The 16,526-nt window shown below is 63.8% G+C and carries 14 protein-coding genes and 2 riboswitches; of the genes, 11 read left to right on the top strand and 3 right to left on the bottom strand.

What is annotated here, in order from left to right; all coding sequences use genetic code 11:
- The first annotated feature begins 11 nt into the window (after window positions 1-11).
- From EKO19_RS03575 to EKO19_RS03565, 3 genes are read left to right on the top strand one after another with little or no spacing between them, the layout of a single operon-like run.
- Window positions 12-1,649: an acyl-CoA dehydrogenase family protein gene (locus tag EKO19_RS03575; protein WP_129775020.1), complete on the top strand. Its 1,638-nt coding sequence runs from the start codon at window positions 12-14 to the stop codon at window positions 1,647-1,649.
- Window positions 1,646-3,178, top strand: coding sequence for an inactive transglutaminase family protein (locus EKO19_RS03570; RefSeq protein ID WP_129775019.1), 1,533 nt, complete (start codon window positions 1,646-1,648; stop codon window positions 3,176-3,178). The genes EKO19_RS03575 and EKO19_RS03570 overlap by 4 nt, the downstream gene beginning before the upstream one ends.
- Complete coding sequence (locus EKO19_RS03565; protein ID WP_129775018.1) at window positions 3,178-4,164, top strand: alpha-L-glutamate ligase-like protein; 987 nt, start codon at window positions 3,178-3,180, stop codon at window positions 4,162-4,164. Before EKO19_RS03570 ends, EKO19_RS03565 begins: the two co-directional genes overlap by 1 nt.
- Before the next feature lie 20 nt (window positions 4,165-4,184).
- Here the strand turns inward: EKO19_RS03565 and EKO19_RS03560 are convergent, their stop codons facing one another.
- The 3 genes from EKO19_RS03560 to ispG are packed head-to-tail and all read right to left on the bottom strand — an operon-like array spanning window position 4,185 to window position 6,193.
- Window positions 4,185-4,607: a hypothetical protein gene (locus EKO19_RS03560; RefSeq protein ID WP_129775017.1), complete on the bottom strand. Its 423-nt coding sequence runs from the start codon at window positions 4,605-4,607 to the stop codon at window positions 4,185-4,187.
- A 12-nt stretch (window positions 4,608-4,619) separates the two neighbouring features.
- Entirely contained in the window at window positions 4,620-4,958 is a 339-nt protein-coding gene (locus tag EKO19_RS03555; protein ID WP_129775016.1) for a 4a-hydroxytetrahydrobiopterin dehydratase, read from the bottom strand.
- A complete protein-coding gene (gene ispG / locus EKO19_RS03550) occupies window positions 4,955-6,193 on the bottom strand; it encodes a flavodoxin-dependent (E)-4-hydroxy-3-methylbut-2-enyl-diphosphate synthase (RefSeq protein WP_129775015.1) in 1,239 nt (412 codons plus the stop codon). Before ispG ends, EKO19_RS03555 begins: the two co-directional genes overlap by 4 nt.
- Before the next feature lie 69 nt (window positions 6,194-6,262).
- A riboswitch (glycine riboswitch) is annotated at window positions 6,263-6,350 on the top strand.
- A 31-nt stretch (window positions 6,351-6,381) separates the two neighbouring features.
- A riboswitch (glycine riboswitch) is annotated at window positions 6,382-6,491 on the top strand.
- Window positions 6,492-6,554: 63 nt separating this feature from the next.
- Between ispG and gcvT the strand changes: the two genes are divergently transcribed.
- The 8 genes from gcvT (at window position 6,555) to EKO19_RS03510 (ending at window position 16,521) form a co-directional block, all read left to right on the top strand.
- Entirely contained in the window at window positions 6,555-7,637 is a 1,083-nt protein-coding gene (gene gcvT, locus EKO19_RS03545) for a glycine cleavage system aminomethyltransferase GcvT (RefSeq protein ID WP_129775014.1), read from the top strand.
- 87 nt (window positions 7,638-7,724) lie between these two features.
- A complete protein-coding gene (gene gcvH, locus EKO19_RS03540) occupies window positions 7,725-8,120 on the top strand; it encodes a glycine cleavage system protein GcvH (RefSeq protein ID WP_129775013.1) in 396 nt (131 codons plus the stop codon).
- A gap of 8 nt (window positions 8,121-8,128) precedes the next feature.
- Window positions 8,129-9,508, top strand: a complete 1,380-nt coding sequence (gene gcvPA, locus EKO19_RS03535) for an aminomethyl-transferring glycine dehydrogenase subunit GcvPA (RefSeq protein ID WP_129775012.1) — start codon at window positions 8,129-8,131, stop codon at window positions 9,506-9,508.
- Window positions 9,505-10,974, top strand: a complete 1,470-nt coding sequence (gene gcvPB, locus EKO19_RS03530; RefSeq protein WP_129775011.1) for an aminomethyl-transferring glycine dehydrogenase subunit GcvPB — start codon at window positions 9,505-9,507, stop codon at window positions 10,972-10,974. Before gcvPA ends, gcvPB begins: the two co-directional genes overlap by 4 nt.
- Window positions 10,971-11,342, top strand: coding sequence for a diacylglycerol kinase (locus tag EKO19_RS03525; RefSeq protein ID WP_129775010.1), 372 nt, complete (start codon window positions 10,971-10,973; stop codon window positions 11,340-11,342). Before gcvPB ends, EKO19_RS03525 begins: the two co-directional genes overlap by 4 nt.
- Window positions 11,343-11,407: 65 nt before the next feature.
- The gene (locus tag EKO19_RS03520) at window positions 11,408-14,266 is read left to right on the top strand and encodes a trypsin-like peptidase domain-containing protein (RefSeq protein WP_129775009.1); all 2,859 of its coding nucleotides are present in this window, start codon (window positions 11,408-11,410) and stop codon (window positions 14,264-14,266) included.
- 55 nt (window positions 14,267-14,321) lie between these two features.
- Entirely contained in the window at window positions 14,322-15,368 is a 1,047-nt protein-coding gene (locus EKO19_RS03515; protein ID WP_129775008.1) for an L-threonylcarbamoyladenylate synthase, read from the top strand.
- A 103-nt stretch (window positions 15,369-15,471) separates the two neighbouring features.
- Window positions 15,472-16,521 (top strand): erythromycin esterase family protein, encoded by a 1,050-nt coding sequence (locus EKO19_RS03510; protein WP_129775007.1) that lies wholly within the window; start codon window positions 15,472-15,474, stop codon window positions 16,519-16,521.
- Window positions 16,522-16,526 lie beyond the last annotated feature (5 nt).

Below are 16,526 nucleotides of genomic sequence, written 5' to 3'. Positions count from 1 at the left end.
GAGGCCGGGGGATGCAAAGCACGCTCTTCATCCAAGCCCCGCCGGTGCTGGGCAACCAGTATGGCGACGATGCCTTTTTGCGTGGCTATTTGCAGCGGCGCCTGCCCGTCGGGATGCTGGCGCAGATCGAGCCGTCACTGGCCGAGCTCGGTGAGCTGGCCGGCGGCGAGTTGTATCGACTGCAGTTGCAGGACCGGCTCAACGAGCCGACGCTCACGCAGTGGGATGCCTGGGGCAATCGCGTCGATCGTATCGAGGTCTCGCCGCTGTGGCGCCGGGCCGCCGACATCGCGGCGAGTCACGGGCTCATCGCGATTCCCTATGAACGCCGTCACGGCCGCTTCTCCCGGATCCATCAGTTCGCGGCGGTGTATCTGTTCCATGCGTCGTCCGATGTTTATACCTGCCCCCTGGCCATGACCGATGGTGCCGCCCGTACGTTATCCGTTTCCGGCAACCAGGCACTCATCGAGCGCGCGCTCGTCCGGTTGACCAGTCGCGATCCGGCGCAGGCCTGGACCAGCGGACAATGGATGACCGAATCGACCGGCGGCTCCGATGTCGGTGCGTCGTTGACTCGCGCTGTGCGCGATGAGTCCGGTGGCTGGCGCTTGTTTGGCAAGAAGTGGTTCACCTCGGCCATCACGTCACAAATGGCGCTCACGCTCGCGCGTCCCGAAGGCAACGGTCCCGGCGGCAGCGGTCTCGCCATGTTCTACGTCGAAACGCACGACGACGAGGGCCGCCTGAACGGCATCCGCGTCGAGCGTTTGAAAGATAAGTTGGGCACGCGCAAGGTCCCGACCGCCGAGCTCACATTGGACGGTGCGCGCGCCGTGCTGGTCGGCGATACGCGACATGGCACTCGAAACATCGAGCCCATGTTGACCGTGACCCGCGCCTGGAACAGCGTGACTTCGGTCAGCTTCATGCGCCGGGCAATGGCATTGGCGCGTGCTTATGCCAGTCAGCGGCGCGCGTTCGGTGCGAAGCTGGACCAGCTGCCGTTGCACGTCGATACGCTCGCCGGCCTGGAAGCGGAAACGCGAGGGGCGTTCCTGCTGGCCTTCGAACTGGTGGAGCTGATCGGGCGACAGGAGGCCGGCGAGCTCGACGATGCTCAGAAGGCGCTGCTGCGACTGATCACCCCCATCGCCAAGCTGCTCACCGCCAAACAAGCCGTCAACGTTGTGAGCGAATGCATAGAAGCCTTCGGCGGTGCCGGTTATGTAGAAGATACCGGTCTGCCGCTGCTGCTAAGGGACACCCAGGTGTTGCCGATCTGGGAAGGGACCACGAACGTGCTGGCATTGGATACAGTGCTGCGTGGAGAGCTCAGCGCCGGATTGCCGGCATTGCGACAGCGGATTCAGCAGGGTATCTCCGCTCAGCATGAGGAGCGCCTGACCCAGGTCGGACAGCAGGCACTGGCCGCCGTCGAGCACGTGTCGAGCTGGTTGAGTCACAATGACGACCCGCGCCGCCTGCAGGCCAACGCCCGCCGGGTGGCGATGACTCTGGGTCGCGCACTGGAGCTGGCGTTGCTGGTCGAGCATGGTGACGTGGCTGCAGCTGGCCGGTGCGCAACGGTTCCCGTGGATTTGCTGGTCGATATCAAGAGCGAAGATTCCGCCCGCCTGATCGAATGAACAATCGTCACATCTATGTGCTGTCAGCGGTGCTGGCGCTGATCGGCTTGACGCTGTTCGCGTACAAGTCGCAAGTGCTCGGCTTCCCGCTGCAGCCGCAGGAACAGACGCGCGTCTGGACCGTCGAGGCGGCGGTGCGCTTCGATCCGGGACCGGCGGCGGTGAAGGCGACCTTGCGCATTCCCAATCTGACGCCGGGCTTCTCCATCCTGGATGAGAATTTCATTTCGCGAGGCTTCGGTCATGCGACCCGCAGCGCGCCGGCAGGCCGTGAATCGCAATGGACGCTGCGTGAGGCGAGTGGTCCGCAGACGCTGTACTACCGCGCGCAGGTGTATCGCGATGCCAGCCGTATCGCCGAGGACACGACCCCGCCGTTTCCTGAACGGCCGGTGCTCGATGAGCCGTCGCGTATCGCCATGGAGGGTTTGATCGCCGAAGTGCGGCGGCAGTCGGCGGACGTGGCGAGCTTCACGACCGAGTTGCTTCGTCACATCAATCACGCCGAGCGCGATCCGTACGTCAGCCTGTTCATGAGTCGTGGCAGCGCCAATGCCGATGCGGCTGAGCTGGCGACCATCTTCCTGGCAGGTGCTCAGATCCCGGCGCGCATCGCCCATGGCATTCAACTGCGCAGCGTGACGGGCCCGGTGCAATCTCAACAGCTGCTGGAAGTGCATGACGGCGTGCAGTGGCTGTACTTCGATCCCAAGACGCTGGAGCAGGGGCTGCCGCCGGATTTCCTGATCTGGTGGCGTGGCGATGAGCCGATCGCCAGCCTCGAGGGCGGCGGCAATCTGGATGTGACGCTCGCGGTTCAGCAGAACCTGCTGGACTCGATCGTGGTCGCGGAACGTCGCGCCGAACTGACTGGCTCGCACGCCATGGATTTCTCGCTGTTCTCGCTGCCCATCGCGACGCAGGCGGTCTATGCGGTGCTGATGATGATTCCGATCGGCGCGCTGGTGATCATGCTGTTGCGTAACTTCATCGGCGTGAAGACGTTCGGCACGTTCATGCCGGTGCTGGTCGCGCTGGCCTTTCGCGAGACCCGGCTGCTGTGGGGCATCGTGCTGTTCGCGGTCATCGTCTCGTTGGGACTGCTGATCCGGTTCTATCTGGAAAAGCTGCGGTTGCTGCTGGTGCCGCGTTTGACGACCGTGCTGACGGTGGTCGTGTTGTTGATGATGGGGATCAGTGTGCTCAGTCAGAAGCTGGAGTTGCAGCCGGGCCTGTCGATCGCGCTGTTCCCCATGGTCATTCTGTCGATGACCATCGAGCGCATGTCCATCGTCTGGGAAGAGCGTGGCGCCTCGGAAGCCATCCAGGAGGGTATCGGCAGCTTGCTGGTCGCGGCGGTCGCGTATGTCGTCATGGGCATCGCGTGGCTGGAGCACTTGATCTTCGTGTTCCCCGAGCTGCTGTTGCTGGTGATCGCGGTGTCGATCCTGGCCGGCCGCTACACCGGCTATCGATTGCTGGAGCTATGGCGCTTCAAGGCGTTGGCGCCGTCGCGGAGCGGGCCGTAATGTTTGGCCGGTATCGCGGGCTGGCCGACGAAGGCGTGCTTGGGCTGAACAAGCGCAACGGCGACTACATCCTGCGATTCAATCCGAGGCGGCTGTATCCGCTGGTCGACGACAAGCTGAAAACCAAACGGCTGGCGTTGGCGGCGGGGATCGCGGTTCCGCAGTTGTATGGGGTGATCGAGACTCAGCACGACATCCGGCGGCTGCCGGAGATCGTGAAGGATCATCCGGAATTCGCCTTGAAGCCGGCCCATGGCAGCGCGGGCGACGGCATCGTGGTGATCTCCGGGCGCAGCTCGCACCGTTATCGAACCATCAGCGGTACGTTGCTCGACGACGACTTCCTGTCTCATCACCTGTCCAACGCCATCAATGGCCAGTTCAGTCTGGGCGGCGTGCAGGACGTGGTGATCGTCGAATACATGGTGCGTTTCTCGCCGCTGTTCGAGCGCATCAGCTATCAGGGGGTGCCGGACATTCGGGTGATCGTGTATCGCGGCTTTCCGATCATGTCGATGGTGCGTCTGCCGACGCGTCAGTCGCACGGCAAAGCGAATCTGCATCAGGGCGCGGTCGGCGCGGGCATCGATCTGGCCTCCGGGGTGACTCTGGATGGCGTGGTTGGAACGCAGGTGGTCACTCATCACCCGGATACGACCCACGCGATCTCGGGGCTGAAGATTCCGGACTGGGACGTCATCCTGGATATTTCGGCGCGCTGCTACGAGCTGACCGGCATGGGCTACATCGGCGTCGACGTCGTGCTCGATCGGGATCTCGGTCCGCTGGTGCTGGAGCTCAATGCCCGGCCGGGGCTGGCGATTCAGATCGCCAATCGGCAGGGATTGTTACGTCGTCTGAAGATCTGCGACGAGCGCGCCAATTTTTCGGCCCCCGCCGCCGAGCGCATCGCGTTCGCTCAGCGTGAGTTTTGTCATCCCGTCGGGCCGGTGCTCGCGACGCAAACGGTTGCCAGCGTCGCCTAGGGCCTGTTAACAGGCCCTAGTTACGGCGCGTTACGCGGGTCCGTACCGGGCTGAGGCGGGCTCCACTTGGTTTTCGGCGCCGGGACATCCACCGAGGTGAAGAAGCCCGCCGAGGTCTTGATCGTCACCTTGGCCGGCCGGCAGCTGAAGTTGCGCATATCGATGCGCAGCGGCTTTGAGAATTCCTGACGGGCGTGATCGTTGGGCTGGTCGTCGATCAGCACGCCGAGAATCTGCATCCGTTCGTCATCGAGCTTTGCGCACGTTTCCCATTGCACCCGGAATTCATGATCCGGATTGGTGCCGCGATAGGCGATGGTCATGACGAGCTGATCTTTCGGCGCGTCGTACGTCAGATCGAGCACCGCAATCGCCGCAGCGCTGGCGGCATAGCAGAGGGCGGCGATGCATGCCAGGAGGCGACCCATCGTAACGCGGCGCATTCGATTCTCCAGCTAAGTCCGAGGTAGAGCGTCCACCTTGGCGGCGCAGATGAAATCGTTCTGCGACAGCCCGCCAATGGCGTGAGTGTTATAGGTCATCCGACAATAGCCGTAGCCGACTTCCAGGTCGGGGTGATGATCTTCGGCATTGGCGATGTGCGCCACCGCGTTCACGAAGCTCATCGCGTGATAGAAGTTACGGAACTTCCATTCGGCGCGGATGCTACGGCCGTCGGCGGCGAGTTTCCAAACGTCGTTCAGCTGATTCATCAACGCCTGGGCTTCACTCGGCGACAGCGGCGCGACGCCGCCTTCGCAGGGCTTGCAGCGTTGTTCAGTGAGCGCCGTCATGCGGGCTCCCGGCGCGCGTAGGTTTTGGCGATGTACTCCTCGACCAGCGACTGAAACTCTTCGGCGATGTGCTCGCCCTTGAGCGTGGGGCCCTTCTCGCCGTCCACATAAACTGGCGCCACCGGCCGCTCGCCCGTGCCGGGCAGGCTGATGCCGATGTTGGCGTGCTTGCTCTCGCCGGGGCCGTTGACCACGCAGCCCATGACCGCCACGGTCATGTCTTCGACGCCGACGAATTGTTTGCGCCATTCCGGCATCTGATGACGAATGTGAGATTGGATCTTCTGGGCGAGTTCCTGGAAATACGTCGAGGTGGTGCGACCGCAGCCGGGGCAGGCGACCACCATGGGCATGAACGAGCGCAGCCCCATGGTCTGCAGGATCTCCTGCGCGACGATGACCTCCGTGGTGCGATCGCCGTTGGGCTCGGGCGTGAGCGACACGCGAATGGTGTCGCCAATGCCTTCTTGCAGCAGTACCGCCATGCCGGCAGTCGAGGCGACGATGCCTTTGGAACCCATGCCGGCTTCGGTGAGGCCGAGGTGCAGCGCGTAGTCGCAGCGTTTCGCCAAATTGCGATACACAGAGATCAGATCCTGCACGCCGCTGACCTTGCACGAGATCACGATGTGATCCGAGCCCAGGCCCAGCTCTTCGGCGCGTTTGGCCGATTCCAGCGCGGACACGACCAGCGCCTCGCGCGTGACATCGCGAGCGTCCATCGGATCGGCGGACTTGGAGTTTTCGTCCATGAGCCGGGTCAGCAGATCCTGATCCAGGCTGCCCCAGTTCACCCCGATGCGCACCGGCTTGTGGTTGCGGATCGCGACTTCGATCATTTCGGCGAACTGCGGGTCGCGTTTGCTGCCCCGACCGACGTTGCCGGGGTTGATCCGGTACTTCGCCAGCGCTTCGGCGCAGGCCGGGTGCGCCTTTAGCAGTTTGTGACCATTGAAATGGAAGTCGCCAACGATGGGCACGTGAATGCCCATCCGTGCGAGCCGGTCGCGAACGTGCGGGACGGCGGCGGCGGCCTCATCCGTGTTAACAGTAACGCGCACCAGTTCGGAGCCGGCGCGCGCCAAGGCTTTGATCTGCTGGGTCGTGGACTCGATATCGGCGGTGTCGGTGTTGGTCATCGATTGCACGACGACCGGGGCGGGGCCGCCCACAGTGACAGAGCCGATACGAACGGGAATGGAGTGACGTCGGGTGGGGCGCATAGATGGGGACATTGTAACGCTTCGAGCGCACATCCATTGAGCGCCGGGCGCCGCGTTCGGCTACCATACGCGCACCCATCGCAAGGCACGGCCGGAGAGAGCGGGAACCACCCCGCCGCCGAAGGCGCAACCGCCCGGAAACGCTCAGGCAAATGAACGGCGTGCCCCTGTGAATCGACGGCCTTGCGGCCGCGGCTCATTCGAAGGGCTCTGGAGAGTAGCTGCCGACGTCGGCAGTTCACCGAAGGGGAGAGGTGTCTCACTGCAAGTGGGGACCGGATCTCTCAGGTCACAGGACAGAGGGGCGTTGAACGGTCAGCCGTTCGGCGCGAACCTTTTTACCTGACTCAACTCGGCCAATCCGGAGCATTCGATGGGCTTCAAGACTCCCCTGTACGACACACACGTCGCCGCCGGCGCCCGCATGGTCGATTTCGGCGGCTGGGACATGCCGGTCAATTACGGCTCCCAGATCGAAGAACATCACGCGGTCCGTCGCGACGCCGGCATGTTCGACGTTTCACATATGCTGATCGCCGATGTCACCGGCGCGCGCGTGCGTGACTACCTGCGCTATCTGCTCGCCAATGACGTCGCCAAGCTGAAGGACTCGGGCAAAGCGCTGTACAGCTGCATGCTCAACGAGCAGGGCGGCGTGGTCGACGACCTCATCGTCTATTTCATCAACGAATCCTGGTTCCGCGTGGTCGTGAATGCCGGCACGCGCGACAAGGACATCGCCTGGCTGAAGCGCTTCTCCGACAAGTTCGGCGTCGACATCAAGCCGCGCACCGATCTGGCGATGATCGCCGTGCAGGGGCCGAATGCCCGTGCCAAGGCCGCGACGCTGATCGGCAAGCACGCCGACGAAGCGCTGCAATTGAAGACGTTCGTGGGCCGCGAGCTTGGTCAATACTTCATCGCCCGCACCGGTTACACCGGCGAAGACGGCTGGGAAGTGATGTTGCCGGTCGGCGAAGCGCCGAAATTCTGGAGCGACCTGAAAGCGGCCGGCGTCGCGGAGTGCGGTCTCGGTGCGCGCGATACGCTGCGTCTCGAAGCGGGCATGAATCTGTATGGCAACGACATGGATGAAAACCAGTCGCCGCTCGAATCCGGTCTGACCTGGACCGTCGCATTCGATCCGCCGGAACGCGATTTCGTCGGCCGCGCCGCGCTCGATGCGCAGCGCGCGGCGGGTGTGAAGCGCAAGCTCGTCGGCCTGATTCTCGACGAGCGTGGCGTGCTGCGGGGTCATCAACGCGTCGTGACTGCCGCCGGCGACGGCGAGCTCACCAGCGGCACGTTCTCGCCGACCATGGAGAAATCCATCGGCTTCGCGCGCGTGCCGGTGGCGACCGGCGATCGTGTCGAAGTCGACATTCGAGGCAAGCTGCTCTCCGCCCGCGTCGTGAAGTTTCCGTTCGTGCGCAACGGCAAGCCGCTGGTCTCGTAACGCGCCCCGGCGTCCGGGCCGTATGCCAGATTTCGAATATTCGAGCTTTTCTGATTTTATTTTCGCTTTGTTATTGAGGACCTCGTCATGTCGAACATTCCCGCCGATCTGAAATACCTGGATTCCCACGAGTGGGCGCGCGTCGAGAGCGACGGCACCGTCACCATCGGCATCTCCGACCATGCGCAGGGCGCGCTGGGCGATCTGGTGTTCGTCGAAGTGCCGGAAGTGGGCAAGTCGCTGAGCAAGGGTGGCGCCGCCGCCGTGGTCGAGTCGGTCAAGGCCGCCTCGGATGTCTATAGCCCGCTGTCCGGCGAAGTGATCGCCGCGAACGATGCGCTGAGCGGCTCGCCCGAGCTGGTCAACAGCGATCCGTACGGCGCCGGCTGGCTGTTCAAGATCAAGCCGAGCAACAACGGCGAGCTGCAACAGCTGCTCGATGCCAAGGCCTACGAGAAGGTCGTCGCTGACGCTGCCCACTGAGTGCCGCCATGCCGTTCATCCCACATACCGAAACCGAGATCAGCGAAATGCTGGCCGCCATCGGCGCGCCCAGCATCGATGCGCTGTTCGATGAAATCCCGGCGGCGCTGCGGATCAAATCGCTCGCCGCGATTCCCGACGCACTGAGCGAAATGGAGGTCGGGCGCCTCATGCAGGCGCGCGCCAGCCAGGACGGTCGCCCGCTGAATTTCCTGGGCGCCGGCGCTTACGAGCATCACATTCCCGCTGCCGTCTGGGCGATCGTTACGCGCGGTGAGTTCTACAGCGCGTACACGCCGTATCAGGCCGAAGCGAGCCAGGGCACGCTGCAGCTGTTGTACGAATATCAGTCCATGATGAGCAGCCTGACGGGCATGGAAGTCTCGAATGCGTCGCTCTACGACGGCGCATCGGCGCTCGCCGAAGCCTGTTTGATGGCGGTGCGCGCGCATCGCAAGTCGAAGTCGGCTCGCATCGTCGTGCCGTCGACGTTGAACCCGACGTATCTGTCGGTCTCGCGCGCGGTCGTCGAAGGTCAGAACTTGAGCTTCACGGTGCTGCCGTATGAGTCCGGCAAGGGCACGCTGCAGTTCTCGACGCTCGAAGCGCTGAAGGGCGAAGATCTCACCGCCGTCGTGATCCAGCAGCCGAACTTCTTCGGCCAGATGGAAGATGTCGATGCGATCACCGACTGGGCGCACGCCAACAATGCGCTGGTCATCGCGGTGGTGAATCCGCTGTCGCTGGCGCTGTTCAAGCCGCCGGGCGAGTGGGGCACGAAGGGGGTCGATATCGTGGTCGGCGACGGCCAGCCGTTCGGCGTGCCGCTGTCGTCGGGCGGCCCGTACTTCGGCTTCATGACCACGCGTATGGAACACGTGCGTCAGATGCCGGGACGTATCATCGGTCGCACCGTCGATCTGGACGGCAAGCAGGGCTTCACGCTGACGCTGCAGGCCCGTGAACAACACATCCGCCGCAGCAAGGCGACCTCGAACATCTGCACCAACCAGGGTCTGCTGGTGACGGCGGCGACGATTCACATGTCGCTGCTCGGCGCGGCCGGTCTGGAATCCGTGGCGGCGACTTCGCAACGGCAGACCAGCAAGCTGATCGAGAAGCTCACGCGCATCCCCGGCGTGAAACTGGCCTTCGACGGTTACCGTTTTCATGAAGCTGTGTTACAGCTGCCGGTCAAGGTGCGCGAGGTGCTCGACGCCTTGGCTGAACGCAATATCGTCGGTGGCTTGGATTTGTCGAATCTCTATCCCGAACTGGGCAATGCGCTGCTGGTGTGTGCGACGGAAACGCGCACCGACGCAGACCTGGATACCTATGCCATTGCCCTTACCGACATTGTGACCGGCGTTGTGGAGCGCAACCGATGAGCCACATCTCTGAACCTTTGATTTTCAAACATTCGCGCACCGGGCGCAGCGCCGTCGGCCAGTATCCGCAAGGTGCCACCGCCCAGGTGCCGGAGAAGTTTCGTCGTCGCAAGCGCGCCGCGCTGCCGGAAGTCTCCGAGCTGCAGGCCGTGCGTCACTTCACTCGGCTGTCGCAGCTGAACTTCTCGATCGATACCCATTTTTATCCATTGGGTTCGTGCACGATGAAGTACAACCCGCGCGCGTGTAATGCGTTCGCGATGCTGCCGGAGTTCCTGGGACGTCATCCGTTGGCGCCGGACTCGGTGAGTCAGGGCTTCCTGGCGTGCCTGTACGAGCTGCAGGAAATGCTCAAGGATGTCACCGGCATGAAAGGCGTGTCGCTCACGCCGATGGCTGGCGCGCAGGGTGAGTTTGCCGGCGTCGCGATGATTCGTGCCTATCACAAGGCTCGCAACGATCTGGAGCGCACCGAGATCATCGTGCCGGATGCCGCGCACGGTACCAATCCGGCGACCGCGACCATGTGTGGTTGCACGGTGGTCGAAATTCCTTCGCTGCCCAATGGCGACATCGACATCGATGCGCTCAAGGGCGCGCTGGGTCCGAAGACGGCCGGCATCATGTTGACCAATCCTTCGACCCTCGGCGTGTTCGAACGTCGCATTCAGGAGGTCGCCAAGCTCGTGCACGATGCCGGCGGCCTGCTTTATTACGACGGTGCCAACCTCAACGCCATCCTCGGCAAGGTGCGTCCGGGCGACATGGGCTTCGACGTGATCCACATGAACCTGCACAAGACCTTCTCCACGCCGCACGGCGGTGGCGGTCCGGGCTCGGGTGCGGTCGGCGTCGGTCAGCGGTTGCTGCCGTTCCTGCCCATTCCGACCGTGGGCAAGGATGGAGACAACTATCGCTGGCTGGATGAAAAGGACGTGCCGCAGACCATCGGCCGCCTGTCCGCGTTCATGGGCAACGCCGGCGTGCTGCTGCGTGCGTATGTTTATATGCGCATGCTCGGTCGCGAAGGCATGCACCGGGTCGCGGAGTTCTCGGCGCTCAACGCCAACTATCTGCTGGCTCGCTTGAAGAAGGCGGGTTTCGATGCGGCCTACCCGGAGCGTCGCGCCAGCCACGAATTCATCATCACGATGAAGCGCCAGGCCAAGGAGCTGGGCGTGAACGCCATGGACTTCGCCAAGCGTCTGCTCGACTACGGCTACCATGCGCCGACCACGTACTTCCCCCTGCTGGTGCCGGAGTGCCTGTTGATCGAGCCCACCGAGACCGAGGCCAAGGAGGAGCTGGATGGTTTCGTGGACGCATTGATCGCGATTCAGGCCGAGGCCGAACAGGATGCGGCCAAGGTCAAGGGCGCTCCGTATACTTTGCCGGTTCGTCGTCTGGATGACGTGCGCGCCGCCAAGCAACTCGATCTGACCTACGGCATGAGAAGCACTGAATGACAATAACAGAGCGCCCCAAGCTGGCCGGCATGCGCCGGCTATTGCTCGCATTCGTCAATTCATGGAAGGGTTTCCGGGGCGCGTTCCGCAGCGAAGCGGCGTTCAGGCAGGAAGTGGCCCTGGCGGTGGTGTTGCTGCCGCTGGGCTTCTACCTGGGTAAGACGCCCATCGAAAAGGCCTTATTGATCAGCTCGGTCCTGCTGGTATTGATCGTGGAGCTGCTCAACACCGGCATCGAGACCGTGGTCGACCGGATCGGCCTGGAGCGTCACGAGCTGTCCGGGCTGGCCAAGGACGTCGGCTCGACCGCCGTGCTGTTATCCTTCGGCGTCCTGATCGTGATCTGGGGGTTCCTGCTGCTGGGCTGAACGAGCCCGGCTCGAGTGAACCCTCCGGTCGCGGCTCCTTCAACAGCCTCGAACGCGGTTCACTCATGCATAGAACTCTCGCCGTTGCCGGACTGCTGCTGCTCACTGCTCTGCCTTCGTATTCCCAGGCGCCCGGATCGGCGCCCGCTGCCGGCTCGCCGGTGCCGCCCGCGGCGGTGCCGGTTCCCGATGTCGAGGATTCACGCTGGACCCGCACGCTGGAGCGCGTCGCCAGCGGCGTGGTCACCATCCAGGTCGATCTGGCGCGCGCCTTCGATACCGAATGGAATATGTCGAGCCAGGCCACCGGCTTCGTGGTCGACGCCCAGCGCGGCCTGATTCTCACCAATCGTCACGTCGTGACGCCTGGCCCGGTGACCGCCACCGCGGTGTTTCTGAACCGCGAGGAAGTCACGCTGTATCCGGTGTATCGCGATCCGGTGCACGACTTCGGCTTCTATCGTTACGACCCCTCGAAGCTGCGGTTCATCAAGCCCACCGAGTTGAAGCTGTTCCCGCAGGGTGCGCAGGTGGGACGTGAGATCCGGGTCATCGGCAACGATGCCGGCGAACAGCTTTCCATCCTGGCCGGCACGCTGGCGCGCCTGGATCGCGAGGCGCCGAACTACGGCCTCGGCAAGTACAACGACTTCAACACGTTCTATTACCAGGCGGCGTCGAGCACCTCGGGTGGCTCGTCGGGCTCGCCGGTGATCGACATCGACGGTCGTGTGCTGGCGCTCAATGCCGGCGGCAGCTCGGCCGCGGCCTCCAGTTTCTATTTGCCGCTGGATCGCGTGACGCGCGCGTTGGAAGCGATTCAGAAGAACAAGTCGGTCGCTCGCGGCACGCTGCAGACGGTGTTCGTCTACACGCCGTTCGACGAAGTGCGTCGGCTTGGTCTGCGCAACGAGTCCGAAATCGAGGTGCGCAAGAAGTTTCCGAACACGGTCGGCATGCTGGTGGTGTCGGAAGTGCAGAAGGGCTCGAAGGCCGAGAACGTGCTCGAGCCCGGTGACGTTCTGGTGCGTATCAACGGCCAGCTCACCGCGGATTTCTCACTGCTCGCCGCAACGCTGGATGACGGCGTCGGCAAGACGGTGAAGCTGTCGATCGAGCGCGGCGGCCAGGCGTTCGAGCGCGAGTTGCCCATCCAGGACATGTATGAAGTGATGCCGGATGAGTTCCTGGAGTTCGGGGACGCGGTCGTTCACAACCTGTCCTGGCAGCAGGCGCGTCACATCAATGTGCCGATCAAGGGCGTGTATGTCGCCAATCCCGGCTACTCACTCGGCGCCGCGGGCGTGCCTCGCGGCGCTGTGATCAGCGAGGCGAGCGGCAAGGAGATCGGCGGTCTGGGCGATCTGGAAGAAGTGCTCGCGAAGCTCGGTGACGGCGAGCGCGTGACGCTGCGTTTCTTCACGATCGACGATCCGAAGACCGCGCAGTGGCGAAGCATTCGTATGGATCGCCGCTGGTTCCCGGCGCGCGTCTGCAAGCGTGACGACAAGCAAGGCACCTGGCCGTGCACCCCATGGGGAACGGACGGTCTCGCGAAGGCGCCGGATCCGGCCACGACGACGTTCGCAAAGACCGGCGACCCGTTGATCAACAAACTCGCGCCGTCGCTGGTGCTGGTGAATTTCGACATGCCGTATTCGGTGTCGGGCATCACCGAGCGCAGCTATTACGGCACGGGCCTGATCGTCGATGCCGAGCGCGGCCTGGTGATCGTCGATCGCAACACTGTGCCGGCGCCGCTGGGCGACGTGCGCATCACGTTCGCCGGCTCGATCGAAGTGCCGGGTCGAGTGGAATATATCCATCCGCTGCACAATATCGCCGCGATTTCGTATGACCCGAAGCTGATCGGTGCGACGCCAGCGAAGGCCGCGACCTTGAAGGCGGTGGATGTGCAGCCGGGTCAGGAAGTGTGGGCGGTCGGCATGCGTGTCGATGGCAAGGTGCAATCGCGCTCGGCGACGGTCGCCTCGGTGGACCCTGTGGGATTCCCACTGTCGCGCACGCTGCAGTTCCGTGAGTCGAATCTCGAAACCATCTCCCTGGTCAATGGACCGGCCGATTACGACGGTGTACTGGTCGACAAGAGCGGCGCCGTGATCGCGACGTGGGCCAGCTTCGCTTATGAAGCCGGTCGTGAGATTGCGCAGGAGAATCGCGGCATCTCGGCCGAGCTGGTGCAGGAGATGTTGCCGTTACTGCGCGAGGGTCGTGCGTTACATTCGCTGGAAGCCGAGCTGCAGCCGGTGCCGCTGGCGGTCGCCCGCAAGCAGGATTTGCCGGATGACTGGATCCGCCGTCTGGAGCAACACAGCCCGGAGCGCCGTCAGGTGCTCAGCGTGGTGCGCACGGTCGGCGGCTCGCCGGCGGACGGGCTGTTGCGCTCGGGCGATCTGATTCTGGATATCGATGGCGCCATCGTGAATCGTTTCCGTGAAGTGGAGCGAAGCGTGCAGAAGCCGGCGGTGAAAGTGACCGTCTGGCGCGACAAGGGCGTGCAGACCATCGATGTGCCGACGGTGGAGCTCGGCGGCCGCGATCTCGATCGCATCGTCGTGTGGGCCGGCGCGGTGTTGCAGAAGCCGCATCGTGCACTGGCGGCTCAGCGCGGCATCGAGCCGGACGGCGTGTTCGTCGCGTACTTCTCGTACGGCTCGCCGGCGACGCGTTATCAGCTGTGGGCCGGCCGGCGCATCGTCGAGGTGGACGGCAAGCCTGTCGCCGATCTGGATCAGTTCATCCAGGCCGTCAGTGGCCGCGAGGACCGCAGCTCGCTCAGACTGCGGACTGTGACCTGGAACGGCTCGGTCGAAGTCATGACACTGAAGCTCGACAAGCGCTTCTGGCCGACCTACGAGCTGCGCCGGACGGCGCAAGGCTGGACCCGGACGGCACTCGAATAAGACCGTTCGTCGCGCGCGACAATAAGGCCGGAGCCCTCTTGCTATCATTGCGCCCATGGCTATAGGACGAGTTCTACAACAGGAAATCCAGGAGGCCGTCGAAGCGCTGCGCGCCGGCGAGCTCGTGGCATTTCCTACCGAGACGGTGTACGGCCTGGGCGCGAACGCCAACAACCCGGACGCAGTGCGTAAGATTTTCCGCGTCAAAGGTCGGCCCTCGACGCATCCGGTGATCGTGCACATCGATCACCCGCGTTATCTGCAGCGCTGGGTGCGCGACATGACGCCGGAAGCGAAGAAGCTCGCCGATGCATTCTGGCCGGGCCCGCTGACGCTGGTGGCGAAGCGCGCGCCGGCCGTCAACGACGTGATTACTGGCGGGCAGGACACAGTCGCGATTCGCGTGCCGAATCATCCGGTCGCGCAGCAACTGCTCAACGCGTTCGGCGGCGGCATCGCTGCACCGTCGGCGAACAAATATGGTCACGTCAGCCCGACGCGGGCGGAGCACGTGCGCGAAGAGTTCGGCGACGAGCTGAAGTTCGTGCTCGACGGCGGCGACTGTAAAGTCGGTCTCGAATCCACCATCGTCAGCTGCCTCGCTGACGGTCCGCGAGTGTTGCGCCCGGGAAGCATCAGTCTGTCGCAGCTCCAGGCGGTCGTGCCGACCATCCAGGTCGGGGCGAATCCGAGCACGCCGCGCGTGCCGGGCTCGACGTCGCGGCATTACTCGCCGGCAACGCCGGTGAACGTCGTGCCGAGCCGTCGGCTCGAGACGGTGATGAACGAGTTCACCGCGAATCACGAGAAAGTCGCGGTGCTGGCACAACGGCCGCCGGGCACGGCGAATCCGTTCATGACGTGGATCAACGCCGGTATCCGCCCGGATATCTACGCGCGCAATCTGTACGCGAATCTGCGCACGCTCGATAAGGCGTCGGCGAAGATCATCCTGGTCGAGGAAGTCCCGGAAGGCGAGAAGTGGGACGCCGTGCGCGACCGGCTGCGTCGCTCGGCCAGCGCCGAAAACATCGTCACCTACGACCAGGACATCGCTGCCTGGGTTGCCGACTTTGGCGAAGAGGGCGGCCCTCCGGGCTGAGCTGTCGTCGCGCGTGACACCCGCAGGAAAGGTCATCCCTCCGCGTGTACGTGCAGAGCGATTCGGCCGAGTTTTCCTCGCGCCTGGTGTTACCGGTGCTGCCTTGAGAGGTGCCTGGCTACTGGCATGGTCGCTGCTGACTTGCTGGCAGCCGGCGTCAGCCGCGGCAGCGACACCGGCCGAAGCAAACGAAGCGACCGCCTGGGCCGCGGCGCATGCCGTCGCGCTGCCGCCAGACATCGACGCTCTGACGGCCAACGATCTGGGGGCGCTCACTCGCATTGTGGGTTCGGCGCGCGTGGTGGGTTTGGGTGAAGGCACGCACGGTGCGCACGAATTTCTGATCGTCAGGAATCGTGTGTTTCAGTATCTCGTCGAGGAGCTCGGCTTCACGGCGATCGTGGCCGAGACGCACCCGGTGCACGCGCAACTGGCCGACGCTTACGTGCAGGGCGAAGGGAAGTTGAGCGATGCAGCCGTCGAGGGGGTGTTCTCTGCGAACCGCACGTTCTCGTGGCGCGAGCGACCGCTGCTGGAGAATTACCAGCTGCTGGAGTGGATGCGCAATTACAACGCCGCTTGCGAGCCGTCGCGGCGTATTCACTTTTACGGCATGGACCTGCGCCATCCCTTCCCCGGGCCGACGCCCGATCCGAAGCGCGGTGAGAATCTGGCCGGCACGATGGGCGGCAATGTGCTGAAGGTGCTGCACGAGTCCGGGCCGCGGGCGCGAGTGCTCGTATTCGTCCACAACGGCCATCTGCGAGCTGAAGCCCTCGCGGCGGGCGCCGAGCCTGCCTCGCTCGGACAATACCTTCGCCGGGTGCTGGGAGATGAGTTGCGAGTGATCGGCTCGGTTCATGATCGAGGCCAGATACAGGACGGCGGCAATCGGACAGTCATCCTGCCGGCGTCACAGGCTGGCAGCGTGAACGAGGTACTGGCGGCAACGGGGTTGCCGTCGTTCACGCTCGATCTGCGTTCCCAGTCGCAGGCGCTGGGGCGTCGGTGGTTCGATCGTGATCAATCGTTCCGCGGCAGCTATTGGCAGGGCACGAGTTATTACTCAGAGCTGAGGCCGGGTTCCGCCTATGACGCGTTGCTGTTCATCCGGGAACTCAGTCCCATTCGCCCGTTGACGGCACTCGAATAACGGAG

It is taken from the genome of Peristeroidobacter soli (assembly GCF_004138485.1).
In the GTDB taxonomy this organism is placed as follows: Bacteria; Pseudomonadota; Gammaproteobacteria; order Steroidobacterales; family Steroidobacteraceae; genus Steroidobacter; species Steroidobacter soli.
This window is presented reverse-complemented; position numbering and strand designations above follow the sequence as displayed.

Coding starts and splice junctions, on each gene's coding strand:
- gcvPA (WP_129775012.1), top strand. CDS start 8,129: ATGCCGTTCATCCCACATACCGAAACCGAGATCAGCGAAATGCTGGCC.
- EKO19_RS03565 (WP_129775018.1), top strand. CDS start 3,178: ATGTTTGGCCGGTATCGCGGGCTGGCCGACGAAGGCGTGCTTGGGCTG.
- EKO19_RS03560 (WP_129775017.1), bottom strand. CDS start 4,607: ATGCGCCGCGTTACGATGGGTCGCCTCCTGGCATGCATCGCCGCCCTC.
- EKO19_RS03575 (WP_129775020.1), top strand. CDS start 12: ATGCAAAGCACGCTCTTCATCCAAGCCCCGCCGGTGCTGGGCAACCAG.
- gcvPB (WP_129775011.1), top strand. CDS start 9,505: ATGAGCCACATCTCTGAACCTTTGATTTTCAAACATTCGCGCACCGGG.
- gcvT (WP_129775014.1), top strand. CDS start 6,555: ATGGGCTTCAAGACTCCCCTGTACGACACACACGTCGCCGCCGGCGCC.
- EKO19_RS03525 (WP_129775010.1), top strand. CDS start 10,971: ATGACAATAACAGAGCGCCCCAAGCTGGCCGGCATGCGCCGGCTATTG.
- EKO19_RS03570 (WP_129775019.1), top strand. CDS start 1,646: ATGAACAATCGTCACATCTATGTGCTGTCAGCGGTGCTGGCGCTGATC.
- ispG (WP_129775015.1), bottom strand. CDS start 6,193: ATGTCCCCATCTATGCGCCCCACCCGACGTCACTCCATTCCCGTTCGT.
- gcvH (WP_129775013.1), top strand. CDS start 7,725: ATGTCGAACATTCCCGCCGATCTGAAATACCTGGATTCCCACGAGTGG.
- EKO19_RS03515 (WP_129775008.1), top strand. CDS start 14,322: ATGGCTATAGGACGAGTTCTACAACAGGAAATCCAGGAGGCCGTCGAA.
- EKO19_RS03520 (WP_129775009.1), top strand. CDS start 11,408: ATGCATAGAACTCTCGCCGTTGCCGGACTGCTGCTGCTCACTGCTCTG.
- EKO19_RS03555 (WP_129775016.1), bottom strand. CDS start 4,958: ATGACGGCGCTCACTGAACAACGCTGCAAGCCCTGCGAAGGCGGCGTC.